Here is a 26,823-nt window from a genome sequence, read left to right as displayed (position 1 = left end):
CTTCCTAAACTTTACCCACATTGAGAAGCATTCTGAAAAGAAGCAAGAAAGCGTGACCTGAGAGCTGCACTGAGTTACAATTTCTGCAATTCGGGGTGGCGCGCCTGCTGCTCCTGAATCTGGGTTGACTCTGTGTCCCAGCCCAACGATTCCAGGGCGGGCAGGTAGCCTTCGTGGGCACTGCGCTCATCGGCTACGCGGCTCAGCATAACGCCATAAATGACTTTGGAGGTAATATCGGCCACGGTATACAGCACCTGGCGCAGCACCATGCCCCACTCGGTGGGCATAAACCACGGCACGAGGTAGGCAATCGGATACAGCGTCCAGGAGAAAATCAGCAGCCAGAAAATGTTGCGCATCAGGCCGCCGGTAGTGCCGGGCAGGGTATGCGCGGTGCGGAAAATGGTAGTGCCCACCAGGTAGCAGATGTACACCATAAATACCGAGCTGATGCCGCCCCAGATAAGCAAATTCGGAATGCTGGTAGTCTCATAATACTGCCCCACGTAGCCCGTATAAATCATTGCCAAGCCGCCCAGGGTAAAGCCCAGCCATATTTTCTTGAATTTGGCCCCCGTGATGCCCAGCACAATCAGCAGCTGCGTCAGCAGCATGGGCACGTCAATTGACCAGTTGACGTAGCGGTAACCATTGGAAAACGTACTGTCGCTGCGCTGCCACATCTGGCCATCCCAGGTGAAAGCGCTGGTCCAATTGATTTGCTGATTCAGCAGAATGAGCGCCGCCGATACCATCACTACCGCCGACAGCACCGAGGAAAGCTGGTAGCGCGGCGCTGAGTTTTTGCGAGTCAACACGAAATAAATCAGGCCGGCAATCTGCGCGCCTACCCCCAGCGTCAGGACATGCGTGATGATGTCGAACTGGGCCGAAGTATAGGCGAAGTGGTTTTCCATGTTTTCCATAAGCAGCTCATTAACAGGTGTTGGTAAAATAAAGGAATAGCGGGCGGGGATAGGAGGAGAGAAGCCTTAGCGACTTTAGTTATAGCCTAGATTACCTTTCTCTTATAAGAAATGTTTATTAAAAATCTTTAATGGTTGTCCCCATTACGTCCGCCCTGCGCTGTGCGAAATAGCCTTTTCAGACTTCCGCTGGCTCTGTACACTGCTTCGTTTTAGTCTGTTTGTGGAAGCTTCTTGCCCGCTTCATTGCTATGTTGTTTGCTTCGCATTGCAGGCGAGCCGCGCTTGGTCGCCGCCTCATAGTATGTCTACAGACGAGCGACTGAAGCTTATAAACTTATACACACCGCTTTCCACCTACCTCTGCCCGCTCTATGCCGTAAACCGCAATTCCGTTTTAGTCTGATCTATCTAACCCCAACACAACCGTATCACCATGAATAAGCGTCAATTAGGTAACTCTTCCCTTTCCATAGCACCCCTCGTACTGGGCGGCAACGTGTTCGGCTGGACCGCCGACGAAGCCACTTCTTTTGCCGTGCTCGACGCCTTCGTGGCCGGGGGCGGCAACGCCATCGACACCGCCGACGGCTACTCCGTGTGGGTGCCGGGCCACCAGGGCGGCGAATCCGAAACCATTATCGGCAAGTGGCTGAAGCAGCGCGGCCGCCGCGACGACGTGGTGATTGCTACCAAAGTAGGCTGGGAAGTGAATACCGAGAATAGGGGCTTAGCCAAAAACTATATCCTGCGGGCCGTGGAAGGCTCGCTCAAGCGCCTCCAGACTGATTATATCGACCTCTACCAGTCGCACAAAGACGACCCGAAGGTGCCGGTGGAAGAAACCCTGGAAGCCTACGCCCAGCTGGTGAAGGAAGGCAAAGTGCGCGTTATCGGAGCGTCCAACTTCTCGGCCGAGCGCCTGCGCGAGTCCTTGCAGGCCAGCGAGCAACACGGCTTCCCGCGCTACGAGTCGCTCCAGCCGCTCTACAATCTCTGCGACCGCGCCGAATTTGAGCAGGAGCTTCTGCCCTTATGCCAGGAGCACAACGTAGGCGTCATTCCCTACTACGGCCTGGCCGCCGGCTTCCTGACCGGCAAATACCGCTCAGAAGCCGACCTGAAGAAAAGCGCCCGCGGTGGCGGAGTCGGTCGTAAATATCTGAACGATAAAGGATTGGCTATTCTGGCCGCCCTCGACGCCGTGAGTGAGCGCCTCCACGCCACGCCCGCCCAGGTAGCGCTGGCCTGGATTATGGCTCAGCCTGGCCTTACCGCTCCTATTGCCAGCGCCACCAGCGCCGAACAGGTAGAGGAGCTACTGAAAGCCACTGACCTACAGCTGGATACCGAGGCGCTGGAGCAGCTCGAAGGCGCCAGCGTAGCCACCTAACTACTACAGCACGAGTTGAATCCTGTTTCCCTTCTAACGCAGTCATAAAAAAGCCCCCACGCACGACGCCTGCACACAGGTGTAATGCTGGGGGGCTTTTTTTGTCGAAGGCTTTACGCTACCTCTTCCGCTATTTAGGAGACTGATTAGGCTTCTTGTTCTGGGCCGCCAGCGCTACTATTTGCTCCACTCGTTTCTGCTGCATTTCGGGGCGTTTAGCGCTAAACAGGTATTGTAAAATCTGCCGCTTGGCGGAAGGGGCAAATGCATCGAAGTATTGCTGCGCTATGGGGTTAGCGGCCAGGGCAACAGTCAGGCTGGGGGGCATTTCCAGGGCGTCGCTGGCGTTGAGGGTATCCCAGCTGCCGTCTTGGCGGGCGGCTTCTATCTTGGTCAGGCCAACGGGCGTCATACGGCCGTCGGCCAGCAGCTTTTCTATGCGCTGCTTATTGAGCTTCGACCATACACTCCGCGGCTTACGGGGCGTAAACAACAGGTGGAAGCAGACCTCATCCTTCAGCCGCGGCAGACTATCAATCCACCCAAAGCACAGCGCTTCCTCCACGGCCTCGGCATAGGTCATGCGTCCCTGGCGTCCGCTGGCCTTTTTGTACAGCACCAGCCACGCACCCGGCGAGGCGGCGTGCTGGGCCGCCAGCCAGGCCCGCCAACTGGCCGGGTCGGGAGCATCTACAATTTCATAGCTGTCAATGACGCGAGCCATAGGTACAATGGGAAGGTGCTGGGGGGCTTTTTAGGTAAAGTCAGCGCTTAGTTTGCCGAGTAATTATACGGCACGTAGTTCTCCCATTGCCAGGGCGTAAAGGTGTCGCCGAGCAGCTTTTCCAACAGCTCCTTGAACAGCTTATCAGCATTGGAGCTGTTGCTCATCAGGATCAAGCCTTTCTTCTGGTCGCCAAACACCACGCTGTGGTTTTCCCAGCCATCGTCGTGCCCCTCCTTGAAATACGCGTGGCCATACGGCGACTCAAACGTCCCCCAGCCCAGCCCATACGACAGCTTGATGGCCTTGTTATCGTCAGTCGGTACGGTGGCCAGCGGGCCAAACTGGGCCTTGAAGGGAATAGCCACCTGGGCGCGTACCATTTCCTGCTTGGCCTTGGCCGTAAGCCCTTTGCCTTGCATCACGGCGGCCACAAACGTGGCATAATCGGCAATGGTGGTTTCCATAGAGCCCGCGGCGCCGGCTTTTTTGCGCTTTTTCTTGGGCAGCACCGTACCATCTTCCAGGTATCCTACGGCATGGTTTTCCTCAAAAACGGGCTGCCACACGTAGCTGGTGCGCGCCATGCCCAGGGGCTTGAATACGCGCTCCTCGCTTAGCTGAACCAGCCCCTTCTGGGTGATATGCTCAAGTACTACTTGCAGCAGCTGCAACCCTTCGCCCGAGTACCAGTACTGGGCGCCAGGCGCAAATTTGAACCGCAGCTTTTCGTCAGGTTCCAGCCAGCGCCAGTTGGGCAAGCCGGTAGTATGAGTGAGCGCCATGCGGGCCGTGAGCTGCTTCCACCGATCATCGGCCGCCAGATCTTCGTAGCCCGCCACTTCCGGCAGGGGCTTCGCTAAATATTCATGCAAGGGCTTATCTAAGTCAAGCAGGCCATCTTGCATCAGCTGCATTACCAGATAAGCGAATACAGCTTTGCTAAAAGAAGCCGCATACATGGCCGTCTGAGGTTCCAGGGGGCTTTTTTGCTCCACGCTGCGGTACCCAAAGGCTTTCACGTAGCGCACCTTATTATTGTCGAGAATAGCCAGCGCCAAGCCCGGCACCTTGGCCGAATCCATGAGCGCGGGCACCAGCCGCTCTATTTCCTGCACCGAAATGCGGCTGCCTTCGAGGCGCTGGATTACTGCTTTCTGGGCCTGGCTGGTCAGGGGCAGCAGCAAAAAAAGTCCGAAAGCCAACAATGGCTTCAATGCCTGAGTAGTGATTCGCATACCGACTAAAAGTAATGTGATTCATCTATAATTTGCTTTGCTAACATAGCACATCTATTGGCTATCAGCTATTTAGTGGCCTTAGCTAGCACATCAAACGCCAAGGTGAACTCGTTGCGGATGGCGTAGCTGCCCAGGTTCTGGAAGAAGCTGCTTGAGTTGTAGTTCACCCCAAACTGCGTGCGGTCGATGGTGGCAGTACCTTGTATTCGCAGGCCTTCGGGCTGAGTCGTGATGGTGAGGGGAAAGCGCACCGATTTGGTAATGCCTTTCAAGGTAAGCTCGCCGGCAGCCTGCCCATCTACCACCTCGCGCAGCACAAATACGGCCACTGGAAAGCGCTCCACATCGAAGAAATCAGCCCCGCGCAGGTGCTTCTGCAATTGGGCGTTGGTGTGGGTAATGGTCTTCATTTCAAACTCAAAGCGGCCCTGGCGCAGGGTGTTGCCTTCGTACACGAAGGTGCCGCGCCGGAGCTGAAGCGTGCCGCTGGGCACCCAGTCGCCTACTTCGGCGTAGCCCGTCCAGGTGAGCTGGCTGGCGGCGGGCAAAGCTTGAAAGGTAGCAGTAGAGGCGGGCCGGAAGGATAGGAGCAGGCCGGCGAGCAGCATAAACAAGAGCGTTTTCATGATAAAGTTGATAAGTGAAGGTGAGTGAGGCTAAAAAAGCCCCCCAGACCGTCTTACAGGTTGCTGGGCGACTAGCGTACGGTAGCTTCCGTCTCGATCAGGCCCATGCCTTTGTAGAGCTTGCCGTTCTTATCTTTGGCCAAAATGTACCAAAGCGCGTCGCCGCCGTAGAGCTGCTGGGCGCTGGCGGCGTAGCGGTAGTTTTTGGCGAAGGTGTAGGTAGCGCCCTGGCGCAGCTGGCCTTGGGGGCAATTGAATAGCTCCGCAAACTCGGCGGGCGTTTCGCGCATGTTGGCCTTCCAGCCCTCGGCGCTGTACCAGATAAAGCTGCCGCACTCCACTATCTCCAGATCGGCTGCTTCGGCGCGCAGCATCGTGCTATGTTTCCACACGTATTGGCCCGGTTTGCTGGGGTCGGCTTCGGGGTAGTTGGGGTTGGGTGTATGCCAGAGCGTGAGGCCCACGGGCACCTGGCGCAGCTTGTCGGGCAGGGCACGGGAGTGGTCCGTCCAGGCGGTTTGGGCGAGTAGCGGGGAGGTGCTGAGCAGTAGCGTTAGCGCCAGAAGAGAGTTTTTCATGACCGTAGTCCAGGTTAGTGAATACGGTCCAAAAGTGGGCACTCAGACTCCATCAAGCGCCCCAGATGCAGATGTGGGGCGTACCAGATCGTGATGTGGGGCTTAGTGGGTGTCTAGGGTCTTGGTTGAAATCAGGAAGCAGAGCAGCAGCATCTAAACCCCCAAGACCCTGCTACCCACTAAACTCGCTGGGAGCGACGCCGGTGAACTGCTTAAAGATGCGGTTGAACGTGGTCTTGGAATTAAAGCCGCATTCGAAGGCAATGCCCAGCAGCGTGAGGCGGGCCACGTCGGCTGGATTGGCCAACCGGCGCTTCACGGCTTCTACCCGATAGCCATTCACTACATCGTTGAAAGATTGGCCAAACCCATTATTGACGGTAAAGGAAATAAGCCGTGGTGCCAAACCGGTATGCGCCGATAATTCGGCCAGCGTGAGCGTGGGGTTTAAATACAGCTTTTCTTCCTCCAGCGCCCGCCGAAGACGCGCCAGCACCGCCGCGTCTACTGCTGCCGCCGGCCGTGCGGCCGGCACTACCGAAACAGCAGTTTTCGTATCAATTGAACTCGAAAAAAGCCCCCCAACGGGCTCTAATTCAGCTGGAGCTGCCGCGCCCACCAGCTGGGGGGCTTTCTCGGGGGCCTCAATGGGCGCAAAATGCACGGCTCGCATATCGGCCTGGCGCAGCCCCACAATCCCGAGCAGCAGCACAACCCCACCCAGCAGCCAGGTCGAGTAATCGTAGGTGTAGTACAGATCGAAAAATTCGCGCAGCACTACTTCCAGCAGCCACTGCACGCTTACCAGCCCCAGCACCAGTAACAGCACCCGCAGCCATTGGAGGCGCAGCTGCGACAGGTCGGAAAAATTATCGGGCAGCCAGCGCCGGTAGCGCCGTAGCAGCCGCAGGCTCAGGCCCAGATAAACAATCAGTGACACCCAGGTGCCGACAAACTCTATGCGGTACGTGTAGGGCTGGTGCACCTGCTCCCAAAACCACAGCCGCACCGAATACGGCTCGAACCGCAGCCACCAGTACAGCGTCGCCTGCGCCAGCACGGGCACGAAATGCCACCAGTGCCGCGCGCGCAACCGAAACGGCTGACTTACTAGGCTCTGCACATAAAAATAGAGCAGCGGCCCGAAAGCCAGGGAGTAGTAAATCGGGGTGAAGTACCACTCGGCATTTTGCCCGTACAGCCCCGAGGCACGCTACAATCCGTCGAGCACCCAGAGAGCAATAGCCAGCAGCAGCAAGGCCAGAAAGCGGTTCGGCAGCTGGTTGTGGGGAGCAAACCAGAGCAGCCCCGCCGCGAATACCGCCTGCGCCAATACGGCAAAAAGAACAACAATCTCCGGGGTAATGAGTAGCTGCATGGGGAAAGTTAAGCATCTTTGGCTGTCTTAAAAATGCCCCCCATGCGCTCCACACTCTCCTACCTGCTCGTCCTGCTCACCTTTTTGGGCTGCGCCAAAACGCCTTCCCAAACCGCACCGCAGACCACCCAGACGGCCAATACGCGCTACTTCCCCGCCGCCGGCGACGCCTGGCAGCGCAAAGATGCCGCGCAGGTGGGCCTGGATGCGGCCCTGCTGGAACAGGCCGTAGCCTTTGCCAGGCAACAGGAAACCACCCAGATGAAGCCCGACTTCTCCACCCAGAAGGAGATTTTTGGCGAGCCGCTTGGCCCCCTGCCCACTACCCGCGCCGCCACCAACGGCCTCATTCTGCGCCACGGCTACATCGTGGCCGAGTGGGGCGACACCCAGGCCGCCGACCCAACGTACAGCGTAGCCAAAAGCGTGCTGTCAACTATCGTCGGCCTGTCGGTAGACAAAGGCATCATCAAAGACGTGCGCGACCCGGTGGCTGACTACATCAAGGATGGCAGCTATGCCTCGGCCCAGAACCGGCCCATCACCTGGGAGCACCACCTGCGCCAGACCAGCGAGTGGGCCGGCGCGCTGTGGGGCAAAAACGTCAACTTCGTGGGTCCGGAAGCCTTCGGCAAAGGGGAGCGGAAGCCGCGCGCGCTCCAGGCCCCGGGCACCTACTACGAATACAACGATGTGCGCATCAACCGCTTGGCGCTGTCCCTGTTGGAGCTCTGGCGTAAGCCCTTGCCGGAAGTATTCCGCGACGAGATTATGAACCCCATCGGGGCCTCCTCGACGTGGCAGTGGGTGCCCTACCGCAATTCTATGGTCGAAATCGACGGAAAGGTGATGCCCTCGGTGAGCGGCGGCACCCGCTGGGGCGGCGGCCTCTGGATCAGCGCCCGCGACGAGGCCCGCTTCGGCTACCTGATGCTGCGCCAGGGCCGCTGGGGGGCAAAACAGCTCGTGCCCGCCGCCTGGATAAAGCAAGCCACCACCCGCGGCCCCGTCGGGCTGGACTACGGCTATCTGTGGTGGCTCAACACCGAGCAAAAAGCCTGGCCCAGCGCCCCCGCCACCAGCTATGCCGCCCTCGGGGCCGGCTCCAACACAATCTGGATTGATCCCGAGCACGATATCGTCATCGTGTGGCGCTGGCACGATGGCAAGCCCGACGAGCTGATAAAGCGCGTGCTGGCGGCGGTGCGCGAGTAGCCTTGCCAGCTTCGCAGGCCCAGGAGCCGGCCCCGCGGCCTAGCTCAACAACGGTGGCCACGCAAGTCGCGTTAGGGTAGCAACCCTCACCTGCCTCTATGCTCCTCCTTGCCGCCCCTATCGAGCCTTTCGACTGGCACCGTATTTTCCTGTCCGAGGACATGCCGCCGCTGTTTCTGTTGGAAATAGCCTTTCGCTGCGTCCTTACTTACTTATTTATCATTGCGGCCCTGCGCGTGACGGGCCGGCGCGGCGTACGGCAGCTTTCGCTCTTCGAGCTGAGCATTATCCTGGCGCTGGGTTCGGCCGCCGGCGATGCCATGTTCTACGACGACGTGCCGATCCTGCACGTGCTCGTGGTATTCGTGGTGGTATCGGGCCTGTATCTGCTCTTCAATCGCCTTACCGAATGGTTTCCTAGCTTCAGCGACTGGCTGGAAGGGGTCCCGGTGCTGCTGGTGGAAAACGGCCAGATTCACCTGGAGAATATCGCCAAGCAGAACCTCACCCAGAAAGAACTGTTCGGCGAAATGCGCCAATTGCAGGTAGAGCATCTGGGCCAGGTGCGCCGCGCATACATCGAAGCCACCGGCGACGTGAGCCTTTTCTTTTGTGAAGATAAAGACGTGCGGCCCGGCCTGCCCATCTGGCCCGAGCGGGTGGCCAACACCCACCGCCGCGCCCAGGAAGCCGGCGGCCACGCCTGCGCCCGCTGCGGCCATGTACAGGAGCTGGCCCGCGGCGAGGCCGCTACGTGTAGCGTGTGCCAGCACGATGCCTGGGTGCCCGCCTGCGCCACACTGCGGATAGCGTAAGAGAAAAACAGTAAGGAAGCTGCCGGCGCACGTCTGCGACGCGCGCTGGCTCATGCATAGCGAGAAGCATTTCTCCCCGATATTGCATCCATGCCCCGTACAACCGCGCCTCTCCCCTACCTCATCATCGACTTCGACAGCACCTTCACCCAGGTCGAAGGCCTCGATGAGCTGGCTGATATTGCTTTAATCAACCACCCGGAACGAGAAAAGATCGTGGGTGAGATCCGCGCTCTTACCGACCGGGGTATGAGCGGAGAGCTGAACTTTTCGGAGTCGCTGAAGCAGCGGCTGGCTTTGTTGCAGGCCCGGCGCGAGCATCTGCCGCTGCTCGTAGACCAACTCAAAACCAAGGTGTCGGACAGTATCGTGCGCAACCGCGGCTTCTTCGAGCAGTTTCGGGGGCGGGTGTACATCGTGAGCAGCGGCTTTCGGGAGTTTATTGAGCCTGTAGTGGCCGACTTTGGCATCGCGCCCGAATTTGTATTAGCCAACACCTTCACCTACGACGCCGGGGGGCAAATTACCGGCTTCGACCCAGCCAACGTGCTCAGCCGCGACGGGGGCAAAATCGAGCAGCTGCGCCTCCTCGACCTCACCGGCGACGTGTACGTGATGGGCGACGGCTACACTGATTATCAAATGCGCGAAGCCGGCCTGGCCAACCGCTTCTACGCCTTCACCGAAAACGTGGCCCGCGCCGCCGTCGTGGCCCAGGCCGACGAAGTCATTCCGTCCTTCGACGAGTTTCTCTACCAAAACAAGCTTCCCATGACGCTCAGCTACCCCAAAAACCGCATTAGCGTACTCCTGCTCGAAAACCCCGACGCTCGCGCCGCCGAGCTGTTCCGCCAGGAAGGCTACCAGGTAGACAGCGTGCCCGGCGGCCTCGACGAAGACGAATTGGTGGAGCGCATCGCCGGCGTGAGCATCCTGGGCATCAGGTCCAAAACGCAGGTAACACCCCGCGTGCTCGAAGCGGCCAACCGCCTGATTGCCGTGGGGGCCTTTTGCATCGGCACCAACCAGATTGACCTGACGGGCTGCATGAAAAAGGGCGTAGCCGTGTTCAACGCGCCTTTCTCCAATACCCGCTCGGTGGTAGAATTGGCCTTGGGTGAAATCATCGTGCTGGCCCGCCGCATCCCCGACAAAAACCCCAAAATGCACCGCGGCGAGTGGGACAAATCGGCCAAAGGCAGCTTCGAGATTCGGGGTAAAAAGCTCGGCATCGTGGGCTACGGCAACATCGGCAGCCAGCTCTCGGTCGTCGCTGAGGCCGTGGGTATGCAGGTGCTGTACTACGACGTAGCCGAAAAACTCCAGCTCGGCAACGCCGTGAAGTGCCGCACCTTACCGGAGCTACTCCAGCAAGCCGATATCGTGACTTTGCACGTCGATGGCCGGGCCGAGAACAAGAACCTCATCGGGGCCGAGGAGTTTGCCCAGATGAAGCCGGGGGCCATTTTTCTCAACCTCAGCCGCGGTCATATCGTGGATATTCCGGCTCTGGCCGACGCCATCCGCAGCGGCCACCTCGGCGGGGCCAGCATCGACGTGTTTCCCTATGAGCCCAAAACCAACCACGAAAGCTTTGAAAGCGAGCTGCGGGGCCTGCCCAACGTGCTGCTCACACCCCACATCGGTGGCAGCACGGCCGAGGCCCAGCGCAACATCGCCGAATTCGTGCCCGAGCGCATCATGGCCTACGTGAACACCGGCAACACTCAGCAAAGCGTGAACCTGCCCAATATTCAGCTGCCCGTGCAGCCCGGACACCGCCTTATTCACCTCCACGCCAACGTGCCCGGCGTCCTAGCCAGCATCAACAACTTGCTCGCTGCTCACCACGTCAATATTCTCGGTCAATATCTTAAAACAAACGAGCACATCGGCTACGTGATTACCGATATTGACAAGGAATATGCGCCGGAAGTAATTGGGGAACTACGCAAGATAGAGCACACGATTAAGTTTCGGGTGCTATACTAAACACCTACCGAATCTTTTCTGTAGAAGAATGTACACTTGGAAACACCTGCCAACTTGACCAACCTGCAACAGTAGCTGCTGAAGGTATTCGTCCAGCAGGTCAGCGAAAACGATTTGCAGAATATTCGCACCCTGATCGGTCAGTACTTCGCTCAGCGCCTGACCACCCTTGCCAACCAAGCCTGGGAACAGCACGGGGGGAGTGAACAAACTATGTGCGATTGGCCATGCATGATACAAGTCTAAAACTTCTTTTCGCTTTTTACTTCGCAACAGGTTTAGAAAAGCGTTTTCGCGTCATGCTAAGCGGAGTCGAAGCATCTCTCCCGCTTCGTCGAGATTAGCATTGAGGTAGAGACGCTTCGACTTCGCTCGTCATAATGCTCTGGGAGTCTTCAAAGCAATGCCTAAACAACTTCTCTTTTTAAAAGGGGCGCATCCAATCAGGATGTGCCCCTTTTTTGGTTGAGATGCTAAATCAATCAGTATCGAATTTTTACTTAACCAGTGTTATCCAACAAGGATGAGTGTCAGTCGCGTTGGTTATGCTTGCTCCCGCTGCCCCCAATTGCGTACTTTGTTCCCTATGCCGCCGCTATTTAACCGTCGCCCCGAACCAAATTTGCCCCCCAGTCGTCCGCCGCTGGCTTTGCCCCTGGCCGAGCTGCTGCTGCGCGTAAAGCAAACGCTCACCGACCGCTTTGCTGACTCTTACTGGGTACTCGCCGAAATCGCGGAGCTAACCGCGCCCCGCCACGACGGCGCTCACTGCTACCTTACCCTCACCGACCAGCACCGCACCGGCCGCGGCGCGGAGCTGAAGGCCCAGGCCCGCGCTACCATCTGGAGTCAGCGCTATCAGGCATTGGCCCCGGCTTTTTATGAGGCTACTGGCCAGGAGCTGCAGCCGGGCCTGAAGGTGATGCTGCGGGTGCAGATCAAGTTTCATGAGCAATACGGCCTGAGCCTCGATGTGCTGGCTCTCGACCCGACCTACACCGTCGGCGACCTGGCCCGCCAGCGCCTCGACACCGTGCGCAAGCTCACCGCGAAGGGCCTGCTCGAAAGGCAGAAGCGGCTGCCGCTCGCTATTGGTCCCCAGCGCCTGGCCGTTATTTCTTCGCCCACGGCGGCGGGCTTTCAGGACTTTATGCAGCAGCTCAGCGAATCGGTGTATGATTTCTCGGTAACGCTGGTGCCCGCCCTCATGCAGGGCACGGAGGCACCAGCCAGTATCCGGGCGGCGCTGGACCATATCAGGCCCCAGCGGCGCTACTTCGATGCGGTCGTCATTATCCGGGGCGGTGGCGGCAAAACCGATTTGCTGGCTTTCGATGATTATGGCTTGGCCGCTGCTGTTGGGGCTTTCCCGTTGCCCGTTATCACCGGCATCGGCCACGAGCGCGACGAAGCGGTAGTCGATCTGACCGCTCACACGGCGCTGAAAACACCTACTGCCGTTGCTATCTTCTTCCTGGACCGCCTGGCCCGACTTGATGCAGCTTTTGACGGCTACGCGGAGCGCATTCAGGAACTAGCCTTTGGGCAAGTACAAAATGCGGCCGACCAGTTGCGCCGGCTCGCCCGACACACCCAACAGGCAGCTCAAACCCAGTTTGCGGAGCAGCGCACTCTCCTGCATCAGCGCATTCGGCAGGCGGCCACGGTGCCACGGGCGCAGTTGCGGCAGCAGCACCGCATACTGGACCGCACCCGTCACTCAGCGCAGCGGGCGGCCCAACAGGCACTGGCTGGTCAGCAACGGCAGCTGCGCACGTTTGGCCGGGCGTTAGCCCAACGGTTTCGGCGCCACCAGCAGCGGCGGCAGCTCCAACTGTTGCGGCGGCGCTACCAGTTGCAGCTGGCCGCCGAGCGCCTGTTGCATCGGGCCGAGCTACGACTGGCGCAGCTATGGCCCGCGGCGCAGCCGGAAGCGCTGGGGGGCTTTTTGGCAGGATTAACCCCCGCACTTCCACCATCGGACGCTTCTTTCAGCTAGGTTTGCAGCCGCAGGCCAACGCGTATAACGTTATGCGCAGGAAAGCTAGCAGAGCAGACAGCCAGTTTGCTTTTACCAGTCAAAAAAGCCCCCCAGCTCTACGTACACATCTCTATTACTGCGGTCAGCTTGGATTGCCAAACGCCGCCTGCTACCCTTCTCCATGACCAACGACCTGACCTACCGCCAAGCTATTGAAGAGCTGGAAACCATTCTGCGCACCCTCGAAACGGACACCGTAGACGTGGACGACCTCACGACCCGCGTGCAACGCTCGGCCGAGCTGATCCGGCTCTGCAAGCACAAGCTCCGCGCCGCGGAGTCGGCCATCGACCGTGTGTTTGAGAACTTGGACGAGGAAGATGACGCAGAGGACGATTTGTCCGCCGACGAGGACGACCAGGAGCCCCCCACGGCCATGCGCCGCGCGCCGCGCGCGCGCCCGCTCGCACCCGAGTCGCCAGGTGAGCTACCGTTTTAGCGGCTGTCGAGCCTGGCTCATCCTGTCCGAATCTGCCTCTGGCACCGCGCCAGCGCCGCCCTCCGCCCCATGTGGAGCCCGCCCGGAAACTATCTGCTTTTATTTTTATGATTGCAGCCCGGATGCCTGCCAATCCAGCGCGGACTGCCTATATTTGAATTCCGCTCTATTACGATTGAGGCTTGCCTCAGTCTCTTTCCTGCTCTTACCACACTTATTTCTTTTGCTCCTGTATGGAAGCTACCGAGCCTCCCTTCGACCCGCGCGCCGGACGGCGCATGAAGCCCCGCGACGCCGCCCGCTGGACCCGTCGCTACCGCGACACGCCCCGCCTGCCCGGCGATAAGCCTACCCTCGCCCACTATTTCGGCAAGGAGTTTCTGCAAGGGTTGCTGGCCGAGCCCAACTGCGCCGGCCTGCGTATCTACCAGGCTATTGATGATAGTGGAGCACGCCGCGTGGTACTGATCGGCGTCGATGACCAGGGCAAAGACTTGCTGCCGCCAGTCAAGGAAGATGGCACCCTGCCCGACAACGGTGACGGGGTGGGCGAAACACCTATGACTTGCCCCTCAATCTGCGACCCGAACAGCCCACTGATGCAGTAGGGGCTGGGTTATTTATCACTTTTTTAGACTCTTATGGACCCTTGGGCGCGGCTTCACCTCATTAACCGGGTGCTGGAGTCCGCGCCTTTGCTGCCTTTTGCCACGGCCTGGCTTCGGCGACGGCATATTCCCCGTGCATTCCGGCCCGTGTACTACTACGTGGCAGCCGAGGCGTTCTTGTATTTTCTGGATAGGCTAAGCCGGATTACTATTCACAATAACATCTATATCCATCACCTGGCCACGGTTTTGCTGGTGTTATTTCTGACGCAGGCTTATTACCGCCTGTTGCCCCAGAGCCGCGTTCAGAAGGCTATACGGCCGAGCCTGTACTTGTTTTTAGTAGTAGCTTTTGTAGACGCTGCTTTTCTGAATGGACTGTTCAGCGATATCAACACTTATTCTCATTCCTTTGGCTGCGCTATTCTGCTGACGCTGGCCATGATTCACATCGCGCGTCTCACGCTCGAATCGCCACTTACGCCTTTGGAAAAGCAGCCCGGCTTTTTTCTAAGCGTAGCTACTCTGGTATACTGCTCCTGCTCCATCATCACGTACGTCGCCAGAAACGTGGTTTACGGCTTAGACTACGATCTTGCCACCGAAATCCGGCTGGATATTATTGTCAGTGTGCCTGACACTTTCCTGTTTGCTGTAGCGATGGCCCTGCTGGCTTGGATGTTCTCCTTCTTCCCGCTCAGCACCAACCCACGCCGCGCGCTGCCTAAGTGGCTGCATTATAGCCGCTGGCAGCAGCGCCCGTTGCGCTTCTTATCCCAACCCTTTGCGAAACAGCCAATTGAAAGCGAATTACGTCACCCTGAACATTCTATTTCCGTTAATGAAAAGAACCAGTAGTGTTGGGGGGCTTTTCCAAGGTTTAGTCTTGTCCTTGTCAACGTAACTACTTAATTACCATTAAGTACTGAGATTAAGCCGGGCGTCTGCATCCTGGTTTTCCCTGCCACGTATGACCAAAACACTACTCCCCTTTCTTCTTATTACCCCTATTCTGCTGCTGCTGGCCGGCGGTATCATCGTCTTCGTGATTCGGGACCAGCGGCGGCGCCTGCGGCAGCAACTGCAGATGCAGCAGCTTCGCGAGGATGCCCAGCAGCAGGCCCTGGAAGCGGCCCTGCTGGCCCAGGAAGAAGAGCGCCAGCGCATCGCCGCCGATCTGCATGACGGCGTAGGCACCACCCTGGCCATTGCCAAAATGCACCTGCACGCCCTCGGCGACCCCGCCCGCACGAAGGAAGCCACCGACCTGCTCGATCAGGTAATTACGGAGGTGCGGCGTATTTCGCGCAATCTGTTGCCGGCTGCGCTGCAGAAGTTTGGGCTACCCTTCGCCCTTGATGCGCTGGCTCGTACCGTGCCGCCCGATGGTCATACCAAGGTAATTATTGAGCAGGACGGCACTCCCCGCCGCCTCGATCCTGGTCTGGAGTTGATTGTGTACCGCATCGCGCAGGAGTTGCTGGGCAATGGCCTTAAGCATGCTCAGGCCAGCCTGTTGCGCATCGCCGTCGATTTTCAACCGCAGCAGCTTAGTTTGCACTACAGTGATAATGGAGTAGGATTTAACCCTATCGCCAATGATGTGCTACCTGCCCTTGGCACTCGTACCGGATTGGGACTTACCAACTTACGCAGCCGCGTCGCGGTACTGCGTGGCACCCTTCACCACGAATCAGCTCCGGGCGATGGCACTCGGGTTTGGATTACACTTCCACTTCCGTATCTTGTTACCGATGAGGCTACTATCAATACATCTATCCATGAATAGTGATATTATTCGCGTCGCCGTTGTTGATGACCACCTGTTATTTCGCAAAGGACTACGGGCTTTGGTGAGCGGATTTACCAACATGGAAGTGCTCTTCGAAGCTGGCGACGGACAGGAGCTTCTGAAGCGCCTGGACTTTGGAGTGGTGCCCGACGTGATTCTGATGGACTTACAGATGCCCGTACTCGACGGCCTGCAAACGGTTCGCCTGCTTCGGGTTCAGTACCCGTACGTACGCGTCATTATCATTTCTATGCATGATGAGCCGGAGCTGATCGACAATCTGCGGGCGGAGGGTGCCCACGGCTATCTGCTTAAAAACGCTAATCCTGAAGAAGTGCGTAAGGCTATTGAAATAGTTAGCCGGCAAAAAATCGCGCGTCCGGGCTCGTTGATAAAGAATTAATTTGAGGCATATTGCTCCCTCAACAAAAAGCCCCCCAGAGACATCTGGGGGCTTTTTGTTGATCGGCTGCCCTGCAGCTACCTTATGAGCTGGCGCTGGGAACTAAAGCAGCTCCCGCGCCGGGTCCCAGAATACATTCTTAAAGTCCTGCACCTGGTCATCTATTACCTGCACGCCTTCGGTCTCCAGCGCTTCCTGCATGGCAGTGGGCGTAGAAAAGTGGTGGCGCCCCGTGAGCAACCCATTTCGATTGACGACGCGCTGGGCCGGTACCTGCGCCAGCCCACGGGCGGGCACGGCGGCAATAAGCGCATACCCGACCATGCGCGCCCCGTGGCGGGCACCTAGATAGTGCGCAATAGCGCCGTACGTACTCACCCGGCCGGGCGGAATCAGGCGAACGACCTCGTGCACATCCTGAAAAAAATTGCGCTGGGTTTCGGTCGGCTCTTGGGGGGTATTCATGGGGCAAAGTAAACGGAAAACAAAGCAGAACAGGTAACGGAAACAAGCTCGACAGTAAGAAGAAACAAGTTTTTTTACCTAACCCGAGTCAGGTTGTCGTCGTAACCAATAAGCGCAAGGCCACTGATGGCCGCACAGTATTTCCTAACCCATCTAACCTAACTACAAGGCTATGTTTGACAAAATGAAAACCCTCGACGATCTGTTTGGGATGCAGCTCAAGGACCTGTACAGTGCCGAAAACCAACTGGTGAAGGCGCTGCCCAAAATGGCCGCGGAAGCCAAAGACAACCGCCTGCGTGAGGGCATCGAACGGCACGCAGGCGAGACCCAAAACCATATCGCCCGGCTGGAACAGATTGGCAAGGCCATGGACCTGAAGCTGAGCGGCCACACCTGCAAGGCTATGGAAGGCCTGATTGCCGAGGGCAAAGAAACCATGTCGGAAAACGCGACCGATGAGGTAATGGACGCCGCCCTGATTGCCGCCTCCCAGCGCATCGAGCACTACGAGATTTCCGGCTACGGCACGGCCGCTCATTACGCCGAACGCTTGGGGCATACGGAGGCGGCGGGCCTACTGCGCCAGACCCTACAGGAAGAGCAGCTGACGGATACCAAGCTCAACGACCTGGCCAAGAACTACATCAACCAGAAGGCGATGTAAGCGCCGCAAACTTTTTATTAAAAAAGCCTGCAACCTGCAGGCTTTTTTTGTGTCTTGACTGGCTAAGCGTGCCCATCAGGACAGTCAGAATAAGCTCTGGGGGGCAAATTAAGCAGCAAGCCCCTGGGCTGATGACAATTATCCGTCACTTGCCGGGGCTGCTGCTAAACTTACGGCAGGGCGAGGGCGTTGATATAAGCTTGCCACTCTGCCAGCGCTTTATTTTACTGATACTGAGTTGGGAATAGCTCCCTTACCACATGCAAACCAAGGAGAAAGAAGTGCTTGTGCCCGAAATAGAAGAGTCGCGCCCCGGGCGCAGAATACTCTGGATTGTACTGACCGTAGCCGCCATCGCGGCGGCAGTTTTTATTAAGATGCGCTACTTCCCCTCGCCTACTGCGGGGGGCAAAGGAGGACCGGGGGGCAAAAGTGCGCCGGGCGGCGGTGGTCGTGGGGGCGCTGGGGGCGGCGCGGGTGCCAAAGCTCCGGTGCAGGTATATGTAGTGCAGGCCACTAATTTATCCGACCAGGTGGCGGCCACGGGCTCGGTACTCGCCGATGAGTCGGTGGTTATTAAAAGTGAGCTGTCGGGCAAAATCACCAGCCTCAATATCAAGGAAGGTCAACCCGTAAAGAAAGGCCAGCTGCTCTTCAGCATTAATGCCGATGAAGCGCAGGCCGCCATCCGTAAGCAGGAATACAACATCAAACTTTTCCGCGACCAAGAGAAGCGTCAGCGCACGCTGCTGGATAAAGAATACATCAGTGCCCAGGAATACGAGCAGGCTAACAACCAGTTTCTTACGGCCCAATCGGACTTGCAGGCGCTGCGTGCCACCCTGGACCGCGCTTTCGTGCGGGCTCCCTTCGATGGCGTGCTGGGCCTGACGACGGCCACGGTGGGTACTTACGTGAGCCCCGGCTCGGAAATCACAACTCTCTCCCGTGTGCGTCCCGTCAAGATTGACTTTGCCGTGCCCGGCCGTTTTGCGAATCAGGTACGCGTAGGCGACGTGGTAAGCGTAACAGATGAGGGCACCAACAAGGAATACGAAGCCAAAGTATACGCTATCGATCCGCAAATTGACCCCGTGAGTCGTACCCAGCCAGTGCGCGCCCGCTACGCCAACACCAACAACGAGCTACGTCCTGGTGCTTACGTGAAAGTGAACCTGCAGCTCGGCGAATCGACGGATGCCCTGCAAATACCCACCGAAGCCGTTATTCCGGAAGCCAGCGGCTACAGCGTGTACACCGTAAAAAACGGAAAAATGGCCCCCAGGAAGGTGAAGATCGGTATTCGCTCGGATAAGGTGATTCAGATTACTGACGGCCTGTCCATTGGCGACACCGTGATTCAGACCGGCATTCTGCAAGTAAAGCCCGGCGACGCTGTTAGAATAATTAAGCAATAGAACAATAAGCTCTTCTCCTCAGCTGGGGTGGTTGACTTCATTGCTTGGTTGATTAGTGTGATTGTCTGGCCTTTTTCTTCGATTAGCTGTCTTGTTCAGGGTTAAACACTTAAACAACATCAGCAACGCCCCCAACCACCCCCGTTGAGCCTGCGGCTCAACATCCTCTCTTCAACTGAGGAGGGGAGTTTTTTGTTCTGAAAGCCCAAGTATATGAGTCTTTCCTCAACCAGCATCAATCGCCCCGTTCTCGCCATCGTGATGAGCCTCGTCATCGTGATATTTGGTGTGATTGGGTTTCGATATTTAAGCATTCGGGAATACCCAAGTGTAGACCCACCTATTATCAGTGTTTCGGCTTCCTACACCGGTGCCTCTGCCGACGTAATGCAGGGTCAGGTGACGGAGCCCCTGGAAGAGGCACTGAATGGTATTGCGGGTATCAAAAACCTGACCTCCAGCTCGCGCGATGGCCGCACTCAGATCACGGTAGAGTTTGACCTCGATGCTGACCTGGAAACTGCCGCCAACGACGTGCGCGACAAGGTATCCGGTGCCCAAGGCCGCCTTCCGCGCGACATCGACCCACCCGTTGTGAGCAAGGCTAACGCCGACTCCCAGCCTATCGTGCTTACTTACGTCAGCTCCAACCGGCGCAACCTGCTGGAACTGACAGATTATGCTAACAACACGCTGAAAGAGCGACTTCAGACTATTCCGGGCGTTTCCGAGATCCGCGTTTACGGCGAGCGAAAGTACTCTATGCGGCTTTGGCTGAACCCCGTGAAGCTATCGGCGCTGGGTGTGTCGCCGGTGGACGTGCAGGCTGCCCTTACCCGCGAAAACGTGGAGCTGCCCAGCGGCGCCGTGACGGGCCAGAATACCCAGCTTACCTTGCGTACCATGGGCCGCCTTACCACGGTCGAAGAATTCAACAATTTGATTATCCGAAAAGACGCCTCCTCATTGGTGCGGCTCTCAGATATCGGCTACGCTGAGCTGTACCCAGAAAACGATCAGACGATCTTCCGGATAAACGGTATGCCAGGCGTGGCCCTGGCCGTAGTACCCCAGCCCGGCTCCAACCAGATTGACATTGCCGACGAGTTCAACAAGCGCATCGAGCTTTACGGCAAAGACCTGCCCAAGGACTTAAAGCTCCAAACGGCCATCGACTACTCGGTTTTCATTCGTCAGTCTATCGCCGAGGTAGAGCATACCATCATCGAGGCCTTCGTGCTGGTGGTAGTTATCATCTTCCTGTTTCTGCGCGACTGGCGCTCTACCCTTATTCCGGTAGTGGCCATTCCGGTGTCTTTGGTGGGTATTTTCTTCGTGATGTACCTGCTCGACTTCTCCATCAATGTGCTCACGCTGCTTGCTATCGTGCTGGCCATTGGCCTGGTGGTGGACGACGCCATTGTAGTACTGGAAAATATCTACTCCCGGATTGAGGGCGGAGAAGACCCCAAAACAGCCTCTATCAAGGGCTCAGAGGAAATTCTGCTGGCTGTGGTCAGCACGACGGTGGTACTGGCGGCAGTGTTCCTGCCGGTGGTATTCCTGACGGGTATCACGGGGCGTCTCTTCCGCGAGTTCGGTATCGTGGTGGCCGGCTCGGTCCTGATTTCCGCGTTTGTCTCGCTTACGCTCACACCCATGATGTGCTCGGTGCTGCTCAAGCGCGAGGAAAAGCACAACTGGTTTTACCGCAAGACCGAGCCGTTTTTTGAGCGGATGATTGAGGGCTACGAAAACAGCCTGAGAACCTTCCTGCGCAACCGCTGGCTGGCTTGGCTGATTGTGGTCGGCACGGGCGCAGGTATCTGGGGCTTCATGCAAGTTATTCCCTCCGAGCTGGCACCAGTGGAAGACCGCAGCCGCGTCAACCTGAATGCTACTGGCCCGGAAGGAGCCTCTTTCGAGTATATGGATGCGTATATGGCCAACGTTACCAGGCTGGTCACAGACTCGGTCAGCAAGGACAACCTGAGCAGCTTATTTACCGTGACCTCGCCCGGTTTTGGGGGTGGCAGCAATGCGGGCATCGCTCGTGTGCTTCTGCTCGATGCTGATAAGCGTCCTCTTACGCAAGACCAAATCGCAACTACCTTATCGGATGGGGTAAAGCGCCTTTCGGCGGCTCGGACCTCCGTGTCGCAGGACCAGAGTATTGGCAATGGCGGGGGCGGATTACCGGTACAGTTCGTTATTCAGACCCAGGACTTCGACAGGCTGCGCAGCGCGGTGCCTAAGTTTCTGGAGGAGGCTCGCCAGAACCCTGCCTTCCAGTTTGTAGATGTCAACCTGAAGTTCAACAAGCCGGAGCTGCGCATTACCATTGACCGGGAAAAGGCCCAGAGCCTGGGGGTATCGGTGCAGAGCATCAGCCAGACCCTTCAGTCGGGCCTGAGTGGGCAGCGCTACGGCTACTTTATCCGGGGCAGCAAGCAGTACCAGATTATTGGGCAGGTAGCCCGCGAAGACCGAAATCAGCCCCTGGACGTGCGTCTGCTCTCCGTAAAAAGCGCCGATGGCCAGTTGGTGCAGCTGGATAATGTGATTCGCCTGACTGAGAGCAGCACACCGCCCCAGCTTTACCGGACCAACCGCTACAACTCGGCTACTTTCTCCGCTTCGTTGGCGCCCGGACAAAACCTGGGTGATGGCATTGCGGCCATGCAAGCCATTGCTGATAAACAGCTTGACGAAACCTTTACTACCGAACTTTCGGGTGCTTCCCGCGACTTCCAGGAAAGCTCTTCCTCCCTCCTCTTTGCCTTTGGTCTGGCGCTGGTGCTGATTTATCTGGTGCTGGCCGCGCAGTTCGAAAGCTTCCGCGACCCGGTTATTATCATGGTGACGGTGCCGCTGGCGTTGTCGGGTGCACTGCTCAGCTTATGGTATTTCAACCAGACGCTAAACTTGTTTTCGCAAATCGGTATCATCATGCTCATTGGCTTGGTGACCAAGAACGGTATTCTGATTGTTGAGTTCGCTAACCAGCGTGTAGAGCAAGGTGCCGACTACATGACAGGCCTTGTGGAAGGCGCCACGGCCCGTTTGCGCCCTATTCTGATGACTAGTTTGTGTGCCATTCTCGGTATTCTGCCTATTGCCATCGCTACTGGGGCGGGCGCGCTTAGCCGCCGAGCTATGGGTATTGGGGTAGTGGGGGGCTTATTTTTTGCTACCGGCCTCACGCTGTACGTGGTGCCGGTGATGTACTCGTATTTTGCTACGGCTAAGAAACACGGCAAAAAGCAGGAAGAGGCCGAGAAAGCCTTGGCTGCCTGATAAAAGCCCCCCATGTAGCTTCGCCTCTTGGTTAGCCTCGATGGCCTGTATTTTTTAGTAGTCTGCCTTTTTGTGGTAAGAATGTCCTTGTTTTCCCGTTCGCTGTTTTTCTCTTTTCTGCTGTTCAGTATTTCGCCGCTGGCGTGGGGGCAACAAGATCAAACTGCCAAGCCCCAGACCGTAGCGCCGGCCCCGTCTCTCACCTTGCAGGAGGCCATTAAGATTGGGCTGGAAAACAACTATGGTATTCGGCTGGCCCGCACCGACGAGCAGATTGTCAGCAACAACGTGACCCGCGGCAATGCTGGTCAGCTGCCCGGCGTTAATGGCAACTTCACCCGCAACTTCACCCGCAACAATGTTCGGCAACAGCTCGGCGACCAGGACCCGCGCATTGCCAACGGAGCGGAATCGAATCAGCTTAATGCCAACGTAGCCCTCAACTGGACCGTTTTCGACGGGCTGGGCATGTTCATCGCCTACGACCGCCTGAAGGCGCTGGAGCAGCAGCAGCAGCAAATCACCCGCGCCACCATTGAGGAAAGCATCGCCAACATTACCGATGCTTACTACAACGTAGTGCGGGAGTCAGGCAAAATTCGCTCCCTCGAAGAGGCTCTTAACATCGGTCAGCAGCGCATCGACCTTACTCAGGGCCGCGTAGACGTGGGCGTGAGCGCCAAGGTGGAAGTGCTGACGGCGCGCGTTGATTACAATGCGGACCGCTCGCTGCTTTTGCAGCAGCAGGAATTGCTGTCAGCCGCTAAAATCAACCTAAACAATCTACTTGGTCGCACCACAGTTATTGATTTTCAGCCTATTGATTCTATCGTAGTCACGACCGGATTGCGGGCCGAGGAGATTGTGCAGGGTATATTAGATAAGAACCCGCGGTTGCAGCAAGCCCGTTTGGGAGTCGATGTGGCCCGCTACGAGCGCCGCCTCGTCCGGGCTGACCGCTGGCCCCAGGTAAGCCTGACGAGTGGCTATGGCCTGACGCGCAACATCAACGGCGCGGCTTTTTTTGGTACGCAGCTCGCCACCAACGTTAGCCGCAACCAGGGCCTGAATTATGGCGTTGTGGCTACCATTCCTATTTTCAACGGCTTCAACCAGCGACGACTAGAGCAGAATGCCCGCGTGATTGAGGAGCAGAGCCGCCTGATACTGGACCAGACCCGCCTCAGCCTCGACGCCGAAACCGAGCAGGCGCTGGCCCGCTATCAGAACCGCCTGCAACTATTGGAACTGGAAGAGGAGAACATTCTGCTGGCCCGCGAAAACGTAAATATTGCCCTGGCGCGCTACCGTCTGGGCCTGCTCACGCCCCTGGATTTGCGCGTAGCCCAGCGCAGCCAGCTCGACGCTGAGGTGCGTTTGCTGGATATTCGCTTCCAGGCTAAGCAAGCCGAGACTACCCTGCGTCGCCTTAGCGGGTATCTGGTGCAGGAAAACCTGCCACGGCCCTAGTATTCCAGTTTACTTAAACAACAGAAAAGCCCCCCGATCCAAGTACGCTGGGCCGGGGGGCTTTTCTGGCTGTATACTATTTATTATTAGACGATTGCAGCCCAACCGTGACGGCCAGGTAATAGAGCCCGCCCACGCTCGGCCCGCCCAGGTATGATGTATAATATTGGTTGAGCACATTACTGGCCCCAAGCTTAAAACGCAGCTTGGGGCTCGTGGCCGCATAAATTAGTTGGGCATCGAGGGTGTGGTAAGCTGGCACGGTGCCGCTCACCAGAAACGTTTGGGAATAATAAGAAGCCTGCCAGCGGTAATTCAGGCCGAAGCCAAAGTGGCGATATACGTTCTCATTACCCAAGCTGAAGTTGTAGCTCCAGCGGGGCGTGTTGCAACCGTCTTCCAGTCCGTCGCCCGATTCGGTATGGTCGGGGCGGGTGTAGGTGGTGTTGGCACCGGCTAAGTAGCCCCCGGCCAGCTCGTAGCGCAGGCCCAGCGAGCCGCCGTAGTTGTATATCCGGCTTTGCGCGTTGGTCTAGAGGCGGTAGCGGTTTTGGGTAGCGCGGGTGCTCAGGTAAATAGCGGCCGAGTCTGGATTACTGGTTTTGGGCACGTAGGCTTCTACCTGGGCAATAAAGTCACGGTAGGAGTTGTAGTAAAAATCCACATCCAGCAACAGCTTCCCGCCTGGCAGGAGCGCGGCTTTGTAGCCTAGCTCCAGCGACCTGATATACTCAGACTTCAGATAGGTGTACGGCGTTTTTACCAATAAATCCTGATTGTCGCTGATAGCTGTTTGCCGTTTCTGAGCCGCCGGTACCATGCTCGTATTGGCGTTGATGGCGGCTGTTACGGCAGCGTTGAAGGCGTCGATGCTGCTACGCAGGTAGCTGTTTTCAAACACCCCGTTTGACATCACCCGTAAGCCGCCAATGCGCTTTACCTGGCCGCTGTTTACGTTAGAAAACCCTTCAAATAAGCTCGGAAAGCGGTAGCCGCTCTGGTAGCTCACCCGAAAATTGTGGCGCTGGGTTGGTGAGTAGACGGTAGTAAAGCGCGGATTGAAGCGCACTCGGAAGTAGTCGTTCTTATCGGCCCGGAGCGTGGCCGTTAGTCGCAGCTTATCGTCCAGCAGCCGGACTCCGGTCTGCACGAAGCCCCCGGTTTTGCCGTAGGTGAGGTTGCTGTCAGGGTCTTTATTTTTCTCGGGGTTGATAAAATAGTTGCCGTCGGGCTGAATGATGTAGGTGCGGTGGTCGGCACCCACCAGCAGGCTGAGGCGAGCGGGCCAGGAGCTGTTGTGGTGGCGCAACGCTTCAGCCACATCTACCTGTCCTTCGGCGTGCGCCAAGTCAGCCTTCACCCGCAGGGCGGCTCCCTGGTCCCAGTTGTTGATATCCTGCAACTCGGCGAGTCGCTGCCGAAACTCCGGCGTACCAGGCCGTAGCCGTCTCACATCGGCGGCGGTGCGGGCGGTAGCGTGGGCCTGGGCTACGGTCTGGCCAGCGGCCGCGGCCGCATTCCAGGCGGTGGTGTAGTCCCGGTTCCAGGTGGCATCAGGCTTAAAGCTGCGGTCCAGGTTTTCGGCGGCCGAGCGCAGGTTGTAGCTTTTGCCCGTGTTTTCGGTGGTCAGGTAGGCCCGCGCCTGCACTACCGGACTTAGGAGTTGGAGCGCATGCTGCTGCAAGCGGTAATCTTGGAGCCGAAAGCGGTTGGAGCGTTGGTACACGTTGTCGAGCACGGTACCCCGGTAGGTGTAAACCAGCTCGGTGGCGGCACCCGGCTTATAGTGCAGCGCCGCGTCGTATTTGATGGTTTGCAGGTGGTAGTCCACTACGTCGCGCTCATCGTAGCCGGTGCGGGCCACCACGTAATTTTTGCCCCCCAGCGCCAGGGTAGCCCTGTCCGAGGACTCGTTGCCGTAGCTGTTTACCGGGTCGCGGGCGGGATTATCACTGCCGAAAAGGCCGGTGGTGACGTTGCCGTTGGGGTTCAGCTCCGCTTGGTCGTTGGCCACCCAGTCGTAGCCGCGCAGGTAGGTACCGTTTACTTTGAAGGCCAGCTTCGGCGTCAGCGCTTTCGCGTAGCGCAAACTGGTTTCGGAGAAAAGCCGGGCCCCGCTGCTGGGGTCGCGGAGGTGGTTGAGGCTGGTTTTCTGTCGCACGCTCAGTCCCTCGCTCCGAAAGGGGCTTCTGGTGCTGAAATTAGCCAGCCCGTTGATGGCATTCAGACCGTACAAGGCGGCGGCCGTGCCCGGCACGATTTCTACCGCCTGAATATCCAAATCGCTTGGCCCCAATACATTGCCAATTGGCCCGCCGATGTGCGGAGCCTGGTTATCAATGCCGTCCACGAGCTGGGCAAAACGCACGTTGGTAGTATTGGTGAAGCCGCGGGCGTTAATGACTTTAAAGCTCAGGCTGGGCGTAATCACCTGTATGCCCTTCAAGTGCTCAATGGCGTCGAAAAACGAAGGGGCCGGAGTCAGGCGCAGCGCCCGTGCGCTCAGCTTTTCTACCGTCACCGGCGACTGCAAAAAGCTCTCTTCTACTTTGGAAGCCGCCACGACTACCTCCTTCAGCGCTATGCTCTTGCAGGATGTATCAGCTGAAATGGGCGCTTGGACAGGGCGCTGAGCTAGCGCGAACCGCGGCAGCCACATAGCCAGCAGAAGCATAGAGGCTAATCGAGTAAAAGCTTTCATGCAAGGCGTTATATTTTATATAACATAACGCAATTTAAGAAAGCGGGTGCACTACGCAACGGCGCTGGCAGCACTTAAAGCAGCTTGTCAGAATAGCTGCTTGCCGCCCGCTTCTATACGCGCCGAATTGGTCGTGCTAACCTAAGCCAAGACGCTGCTCCTCAGCGCGCATAAACGACTGAAAGCGCTCCTGCAAAGCCCCAAACTCCCTGTATCATCTGCTGGCCCGCTACCGTCACTTCGGTGCCGCCGCCGTGTTTGCCACCGGTCTGGGTGAGCACCAGGGGAGTGCGGGCCTGAGCATTCATGGAGCTTACCAGATCCCAGGCGCGCTTGTACGACATATTCATTGCCTGCGCGGCCTTCGAGATAGAGCCTACTTTCTGAATGTGCGCCAGCAGTTCCAGCCGACCAATGCCCATAAATCGCTCATCGGTTTCCAGCCACAACCGGCCGTTGAGGCGAAATTTTAGCTCGTCGTGCAGTAACTCTTTCATAAAGGCTATAATAAAAAAGCAGCCCGGATCATGCTGCTTTTTCGGTCTGATTAGCCGAGAAGCAAGGCTATGCTGCTCTGGGGGGCAACTCTGCGCTCTTGTCGCGTCCTGGCCAAGCCCAGCAGGTTAGGCTT

The 26,823-nt window shown here is 57.6% G+C and carries 25 protein-coding genes; 14 read left to right on the top strand and 11 right to left on the bottom strand.

The features are described 5' to 3' along the window. Positions 1-74: 74 nt before the first annotated feature. Entirely contained in the window at positions 75-920 is an 846-nt protein-coding gene (locus B9A24_RS07245) for a bacteriorhodopsin (protein ID WP_234997069.1), read from the bottom strand. Positions 921-1,365: 445 nt separating this feature from the next. On the opposite strand from B9A24_RS07245, the gene B9A24_RS07240 reads away from it, so the two are divergent. Beyond that, positions 1,366-2,322: an aldo/keto reductase gene (locus B9A24_RS07240; protein ID WP_084444508.1), complete on the top strand. Its 957-nt coding sequence runs from the start codon at positions 1,366-1,368 to the stop codon at positions 2,320-2,322. 130 nt (positions 2,323-2,452) lie between these two features. Here the strand turns inward: B9A24_RS07240 and B9A24_RS07235 are convergent, their stop codons facing one another. The 6 genes from B9A24_RS07235 to B9A24_RS22025 form a co-directional block, all read right to left on the bottom strand. Then, positions 2,453-3,046, bottom strand: coding sequence for a YdeI/OmpD-associated family protein (locus tag B9A24_RS07235; RefSeq protein ID WP_084444507.1), 594 nt, complete (start codon positions 3,044-3,046; stop codon positions 2,453-2,455). Positions 3,047-3,093: 47 nt separating this feature from the next. Continuing rightward, positions 3,094-4,284 carry a serine hydrolase domain-containing protein gene (locus B9A24_RS07230; RefSeq protein WP_084444506.1) on the bottom strand — a complete coding sequence of 397 codons (1,191 nt, stop codon included), beginning with the start codon at positions 4,282-4,284 and terminating at the stop codon, positions 3,094-3,096. Between the two features lie 68 nt (positions 4,285-4,352). Continuing rightward, the gene (locus B9A24_RS07225; protein ID WP_084444505.1) at positions 4,353-4,913 is read right to left on the bottom strand and encodes a YceI family protein; all 561 of its coding nucleotides are present in this window, start codon (positions 4,911-4,913) and stop codon (positions 4,353-4,355) included. Positions 4,914-4,984: 71 nt separating this feature from the next. Further along, positions 4,985-5,491 (bottom strand): hypothetical protein, encoded by a 507-nt coding sequence (locus B9A24_RS07220; RefSeq protein ID WP_084444504.1) that lies wholly within the window; start codon positions 5,489-5,491, stop codon positions 4,985-4,987. Positions 5,492-5,663: 172 nt separating this feature from the next. Continuing rightward, entirely contained in the window at positions 5,664-6,614 is a 951-nt protein-coding gene (locus tag B9A24_RS07215) for a helix-turn-helix domain-containing protein (protein ID WP_084444503.1), read from the bottom strand. Between the two features lie 90 nt (positions 6,615-6,704). Continuing rightward, the gene (locus tag B9A24_RS22025; protein ID WP_159451977.1) at positions 6,705-6,869 is read right to left on the bottom strand and encodes a hypothetical protein; all 165 of its coding nucleotides are present in this window, start codon (positions 6,867-6,869) and stop codon (positions 6,705-6,707) included. Between the two features lie 42 nt (positions 6,870-6,911). On the opposite strand from B9A24_RS22025, the gene B9A24_RS07210 reads away from it, so the two are divergent. The 9 genes from B9A24_RS07210 to B9A24_RS07165 all read left to right on the top strand — a co-directional run bounded on the left by B9A24_RS07210 (position 6,912) and on the right by B9A24_RS07165 (position 16,174). Further along, complete coding sequence (locus tag B9A24_RS07210; RefSeq protein WP_084444511.1) at positions 6,912-8,084, top strand: serine hydrolase domain-containing protein; 1,173 nt, start codon at positions 6,912-6,914, stop codon at positions 8,082-8,084. 98 nt (positions 8,085-8,182) lie between these two features. Next, positions 8,183-8,899: a DUF421 domain-containing protein gene (locus B9A24_RS07205; RefSeq protein WP_084444502.1), complete on the top strand. Its 717-nt coding sequence runs from the start codon at positions 8,183-8,185 to the stop codon at positions 8,897-8,899. Positions 8,900-8,989: 90 nt separating this feature from the next. Next, entirely contained in the window at positions 8,990-10,891 is a 1,902-nt protein-coding gene (serA, locus tag B9A24_RS07200) for a phosphoglycerate dehydrogenase (protein WP_084444501.1), read from the top strand. Positions 10,892-11,477: 586 nt separating this feature from the next. Then, positions 11,478-12,890 (top strand): exodeoxyribonuclease VII large subunit, encoded by a 1,413-nt coding sequence (gene xseA / locus B9A24_RS07190; RefSeq protein ID WP_159451976.1) that lies wholly within the window; start codon positions 11,478-11,480, stop codon positions 12,888-12,890. A 163-nt stretch (positions 12,891-13,053) separates the two neighbouring features. After that, on the top strand, positions 13,054-13,371 hold the full coding sequence (gene xseB / locus B9A24_RS07185) for an exodeoxyribonuclease VII small subunit (protein ID WP_084444499.1): 318 nt from the start codon (positions 13,054-13,056) through the stop codon (positions 13,369-13,371). A 233-nt stretch (positions 13,372-13,604) separates the two neighbouring features. Beyond that, complete coding sequence (locus B9A24_RS07180) at positions 13,605-13,979, top strand: hypothetical protein (RefSeq protein WP_084444498.1); 375 nt, start codon at positions 13,605-13,607, stop codon at positions 13,977-13,979. A gap of 33 nt (positions 13,980-14,012) precedes the next feature. Continuing rightward, complete coding sequence (locus B9A24_RS07175; RefSeq protein WP_084444497.1) at positions 14,013-14,837, top strand: hypothetical protein; 825 nt, start codon at positions 14,013-14,015, stop codon at positions 14,835-14,837. 112 nt (positions 14,838-14,949) lie between these two features. After that, entirely contained in the window at positions 14,950-15,768 is an 819-nt protein-coding gene (locus B9A24_RS07170; RefSeq protein WP_084444496.1) for a sensor histidine kinase, read from the top strand. Then, positions 15,761-16,174 carry a response regulator gene (locus tag B9A24_RS07165; RefSeq protein ID WP_159451975.1) on the top strand — a complete coding sequence of 138 codons (414 nt, stop codon included), beginning with the start codon at positions 15,761-15,763 and terminating at the stop codon, positions 16,172-16,174. The genes B9A24_RS07170 and B9A24_RS07165 overlap by 8 nt, the downstream gene beginning before the upstream one ends. Before the next feature lie 102 nt (positions 16,175-16,276). On the opposite strand, the gene B9A24_RS07160 is transcribed toward B9A24_RS07165, so the two are convergent. After that, on the bottom strand, positions 16,277-16,639 hold the full coding sequence (locus B9A24_RS07160; RefSeq protein ID WP_084444494.1) for an MGMT family protein: 363 nt from the start codon (positions 16,637-16,639) through the stop codon (positions 16,277-16,279). Between the two features lie 172 nt (positions 16,640-16,811). On the opposite strand from B9A24_RS07160, the gene B9A24_RS07155 reads away from it, so the two are divergent. The 4 genes from B9A24_RS07155 (at position 16,812) to B9A24_RS07140 (ending at position 23,491) form a co-directional block, all read left to right on the top strand. Beyond that, positions 16,812-17,306 carry a YciE/YciF ferroxidase family protein gene (locus B9A24_RS07155; RefSeq protein WP_200813879.1) on the top strand — a complete coding sequence of 165 codons (495 nt, stop codon included), beginning with the start codon at positions 16,812-16,814 and terminating at the stop codon, positions 17,304-17,306. A gap of 260 nt (positions 17,307-17,566) precedes the next feature. Beyond that, positions 17,567-18,724, top strand: a complete 1,158-nt coding sequence (locus tag B9A24_RS07150; protein ID WP_084444493.1) for an efflux RND transporter periplasmic adaptor subunit — start codon at positions 17,567-17,569, stop codon at positions 18,722-18,724. 213 nt (positions 18,725-18,937) lie between these two features. Continuing rightward, positions 18,938-22,021 (top strand): efflux RND transporter permease subunit, encoded by a 3,084-nt coding sequence (locus B9A24_RS07145; protein WP_084444492.1) that lies wholly within the window; start codon positions 18,938-18,940, stop codon positions 22,019-22,021. Between the two features lie 81 nt (positions 22,022-22,102). Next, a complete protein-coding gene (locus B9A24_RS07140) occupies positions 22,103-23,491 on the top strand; it encodes a TolC family protein (protein ID WP_084444491.1) in 1,389 nt (462 codons plus the stop codon). A 76-nt stretch (positions 23,492-23,567) separates the two neighbouring features. Here B9A24_RS07140 and B9A24_RS21560 read toward each other — a convergent pair whose 3' ends face one another. The 3 genes from B9A24_RS21560 to B9A24_RS07130 form a co-directional block, all read right to left on the bottom strand. Next, entirely contained in the window at positions 23,568-23,849 is a 282-nt protein-coding gene (locus tag B9A24_RS21560) for a hypothetical protein (RefSeq protein ID WP_143434813.1), read from the bottom strand. Positions 23,850-24,023: 174 nt separating this feature from the next. Beyond that, positions 24,024-26,165: a TonB-dependent receptor domain-containing protein gene (locus tag B9A24_RS07135; RefSeq protein WP_234997067.1), complete on the bottom strand. Its 2,142-nt coding sequence runs from the start codon at positions 26,163-26,165 to the stop codon at positions 24,024-24,026. Positions 26,166-26,353: 188 nt separating this feature from the next. Next, entirely contained in the window at positions 26,354-26,689 is a 336-nt protein-coding gene (locus tag B9A24_RS07130) for a winged helix-turn-helix domain-containing protein (RefSeq protein ID WP_234997065.1), read from the bottom strand. Positions 26,690-26,823 lie beyond the last annotated feature (134 nt).

The organism is Hymenobacter roseosalivarius DSM 11622 (assembly GCF_900176135.1).
GTDB lineage: Bacteria > Bacteroidota > Bacteroidia > Cytophagales > Hymenobacteraceae > Hymenobacter > Hymenobacter roseosalivarius.
Note: the sequence above shows the minus strand (reverse complement) of the source record. Positions and strands in the feature narration are given on the sequence as shown.

Coding starts and splice junctions, on each gene's coding strand:
- B9A24_RS07240 (WP_084444508.1), top strand. CDS start 1,366: ATGAATAAGCGTCAATTAGGTAACTCTTCCCTTTCCATAGCACCCCTC.
- B9A24_RS07220 (WP_084444504.1), bottom strand. CDS start 5,491: ATGAAAAACTCTCTTCTGGCGCTAACGCTACTGCTCAGCACCTCCCCG.
- B9A24_RS07230 (WP_084444506.1), bottom strand. CDS start 4,284: ATGCGAATCACTACTCAGGCATTGAAGCCATTGTTGGCTTTCGGACTT.
- B9A24_RS07150 (WP_084444493.1), top strand. CDS start 17,567: ATGCAAACCAAGGAGAAAGAAGTGCTTGTGCCCGAAATAGAAGAGTCG.
- B9A24_RS07175 (WP_084444497.1), top strand. CDS start 14,013: ATGGACCCTTGGGCGCGGCTTCACCTCATTAACCGGGTGCTGGAGTCC.
- B9A24_RS07170 (WP_084444496.1), top strand. CDS start 14,950: ATGACCAAAACACTACTCCCCTTTCTTCTTATTACCCCTATTCTGCTG.
- serA (WP_084444501.1), top strand. CDS start 8,990: ATGCCCCGTACAACCGCGCCTCTCCCCTACCTCATCATCGACTTCGAC.
- xseA (WP_159451976.1), top strand. CDS start 11,478: ATGCCGCCGCTATTTAACCGTCGCCCCGAACCAAATTTGCCCCCCAGT.
- B9A24_RS07235 (WP_084444507.1), bottom strand. CDS start 3,046: ATGGCTCGCGTCATTGACAGCTATGAAATTGTAGATGCTCCCGACCCG.
- B9A24_RS07160 (WP_084444494.1), bottom strand. CDS start 16,639: ATGAATACCCCCCAAGAGCCGACCGAAACCCAGCGCAATTTTTTTCAG.
- B9A24_RS22025 (WP_159451977.1), bottom strand. CDS start 6,869: ATGCAGCTACTCATTACCCCGGAGATTGTTGTTCTTTTTGCCGTATTG.
- B9A24_RS07155 (WP_200813879.1), top strand. CDS start 16,812: ATGTTTGACAAAATGAAAACCCTCGACGATCTGTTTGGGATGCAGCTC.
- B9A24_RS07245 (WP_234997069.1), bottom strand. CDS start 920: ATGGAAAACCACTTCGCCTATACTTCGGCCCAGTTCGACATCATCACG.
- B9A24_RS07165 (WP_159451975.1), top strand. CDS start 15,761: ATGAATAGTGATATTATTCGCGTCGCCGTTGTTGATGACCACCTGTTA.
- B9A24_RS07140 (WP_084444491.1), top strand. CDS start 22,103: ATGTCCTTGTTTTCCCGTTCGCTGTTTTTCTCTTTTCTGCTGTTCAGT.
- B9A24_RS07210 (WP_084444511.1), top strand. CDS start 6,912: ATGCGCTCCACACTCTCCTACCTGCTCGTCCTGCTCACCTTTTTGGGC.
- B9A24_RS07225 (WP_084444505.1), bottom strand. CDS start 4,913: ATGAAAACGCTCTTGTTTATGCTGCTCGCCGGCCTGCTCCTATCCTTC.
- xseB (WP_084444499.1), top strand. CDS start 13,054: ATGACCAACGACCTGACCTACCGCCAAGCTATTGAAGAGCTGGAAACC.
- B9A24_RS07145 (WP_084444492.1), top strand. CDS start 18,938: ATGAGTCTTTCCTCAACCAGCATCAATCGCCCCGTTCTCGCCATCGTG.
- B9A24_RS07180 (WP_084444498.1), top strand. CDS start 13,605: ATGGAAGCTACCGAGCCTCCCTTCGACCCGCGCGCCGGACGGCGCATG.
- B9A24_RS07130 (WP_234997065.1), bottom strand. CDS start 26,689: ATGAAAGAGTTACTGCACGACGAGCTAAAATTTCGCCTCAACGGCCGG.
- B9A24_RS07135 (WP_234997067.1), bottom strand. CDS start 26,165: ATGCTTCTGCTGGCTATGTGGCTGCCGCGGTTCGCGCTAGCTCAGCGC.
- B9A24_RS07205 (WP_084444502.1), top strand. CDS start 8,183: ATGCTCCTCCTTGCCGCCCCTATCGAGCCTTTCGACTGGCACCGTATT.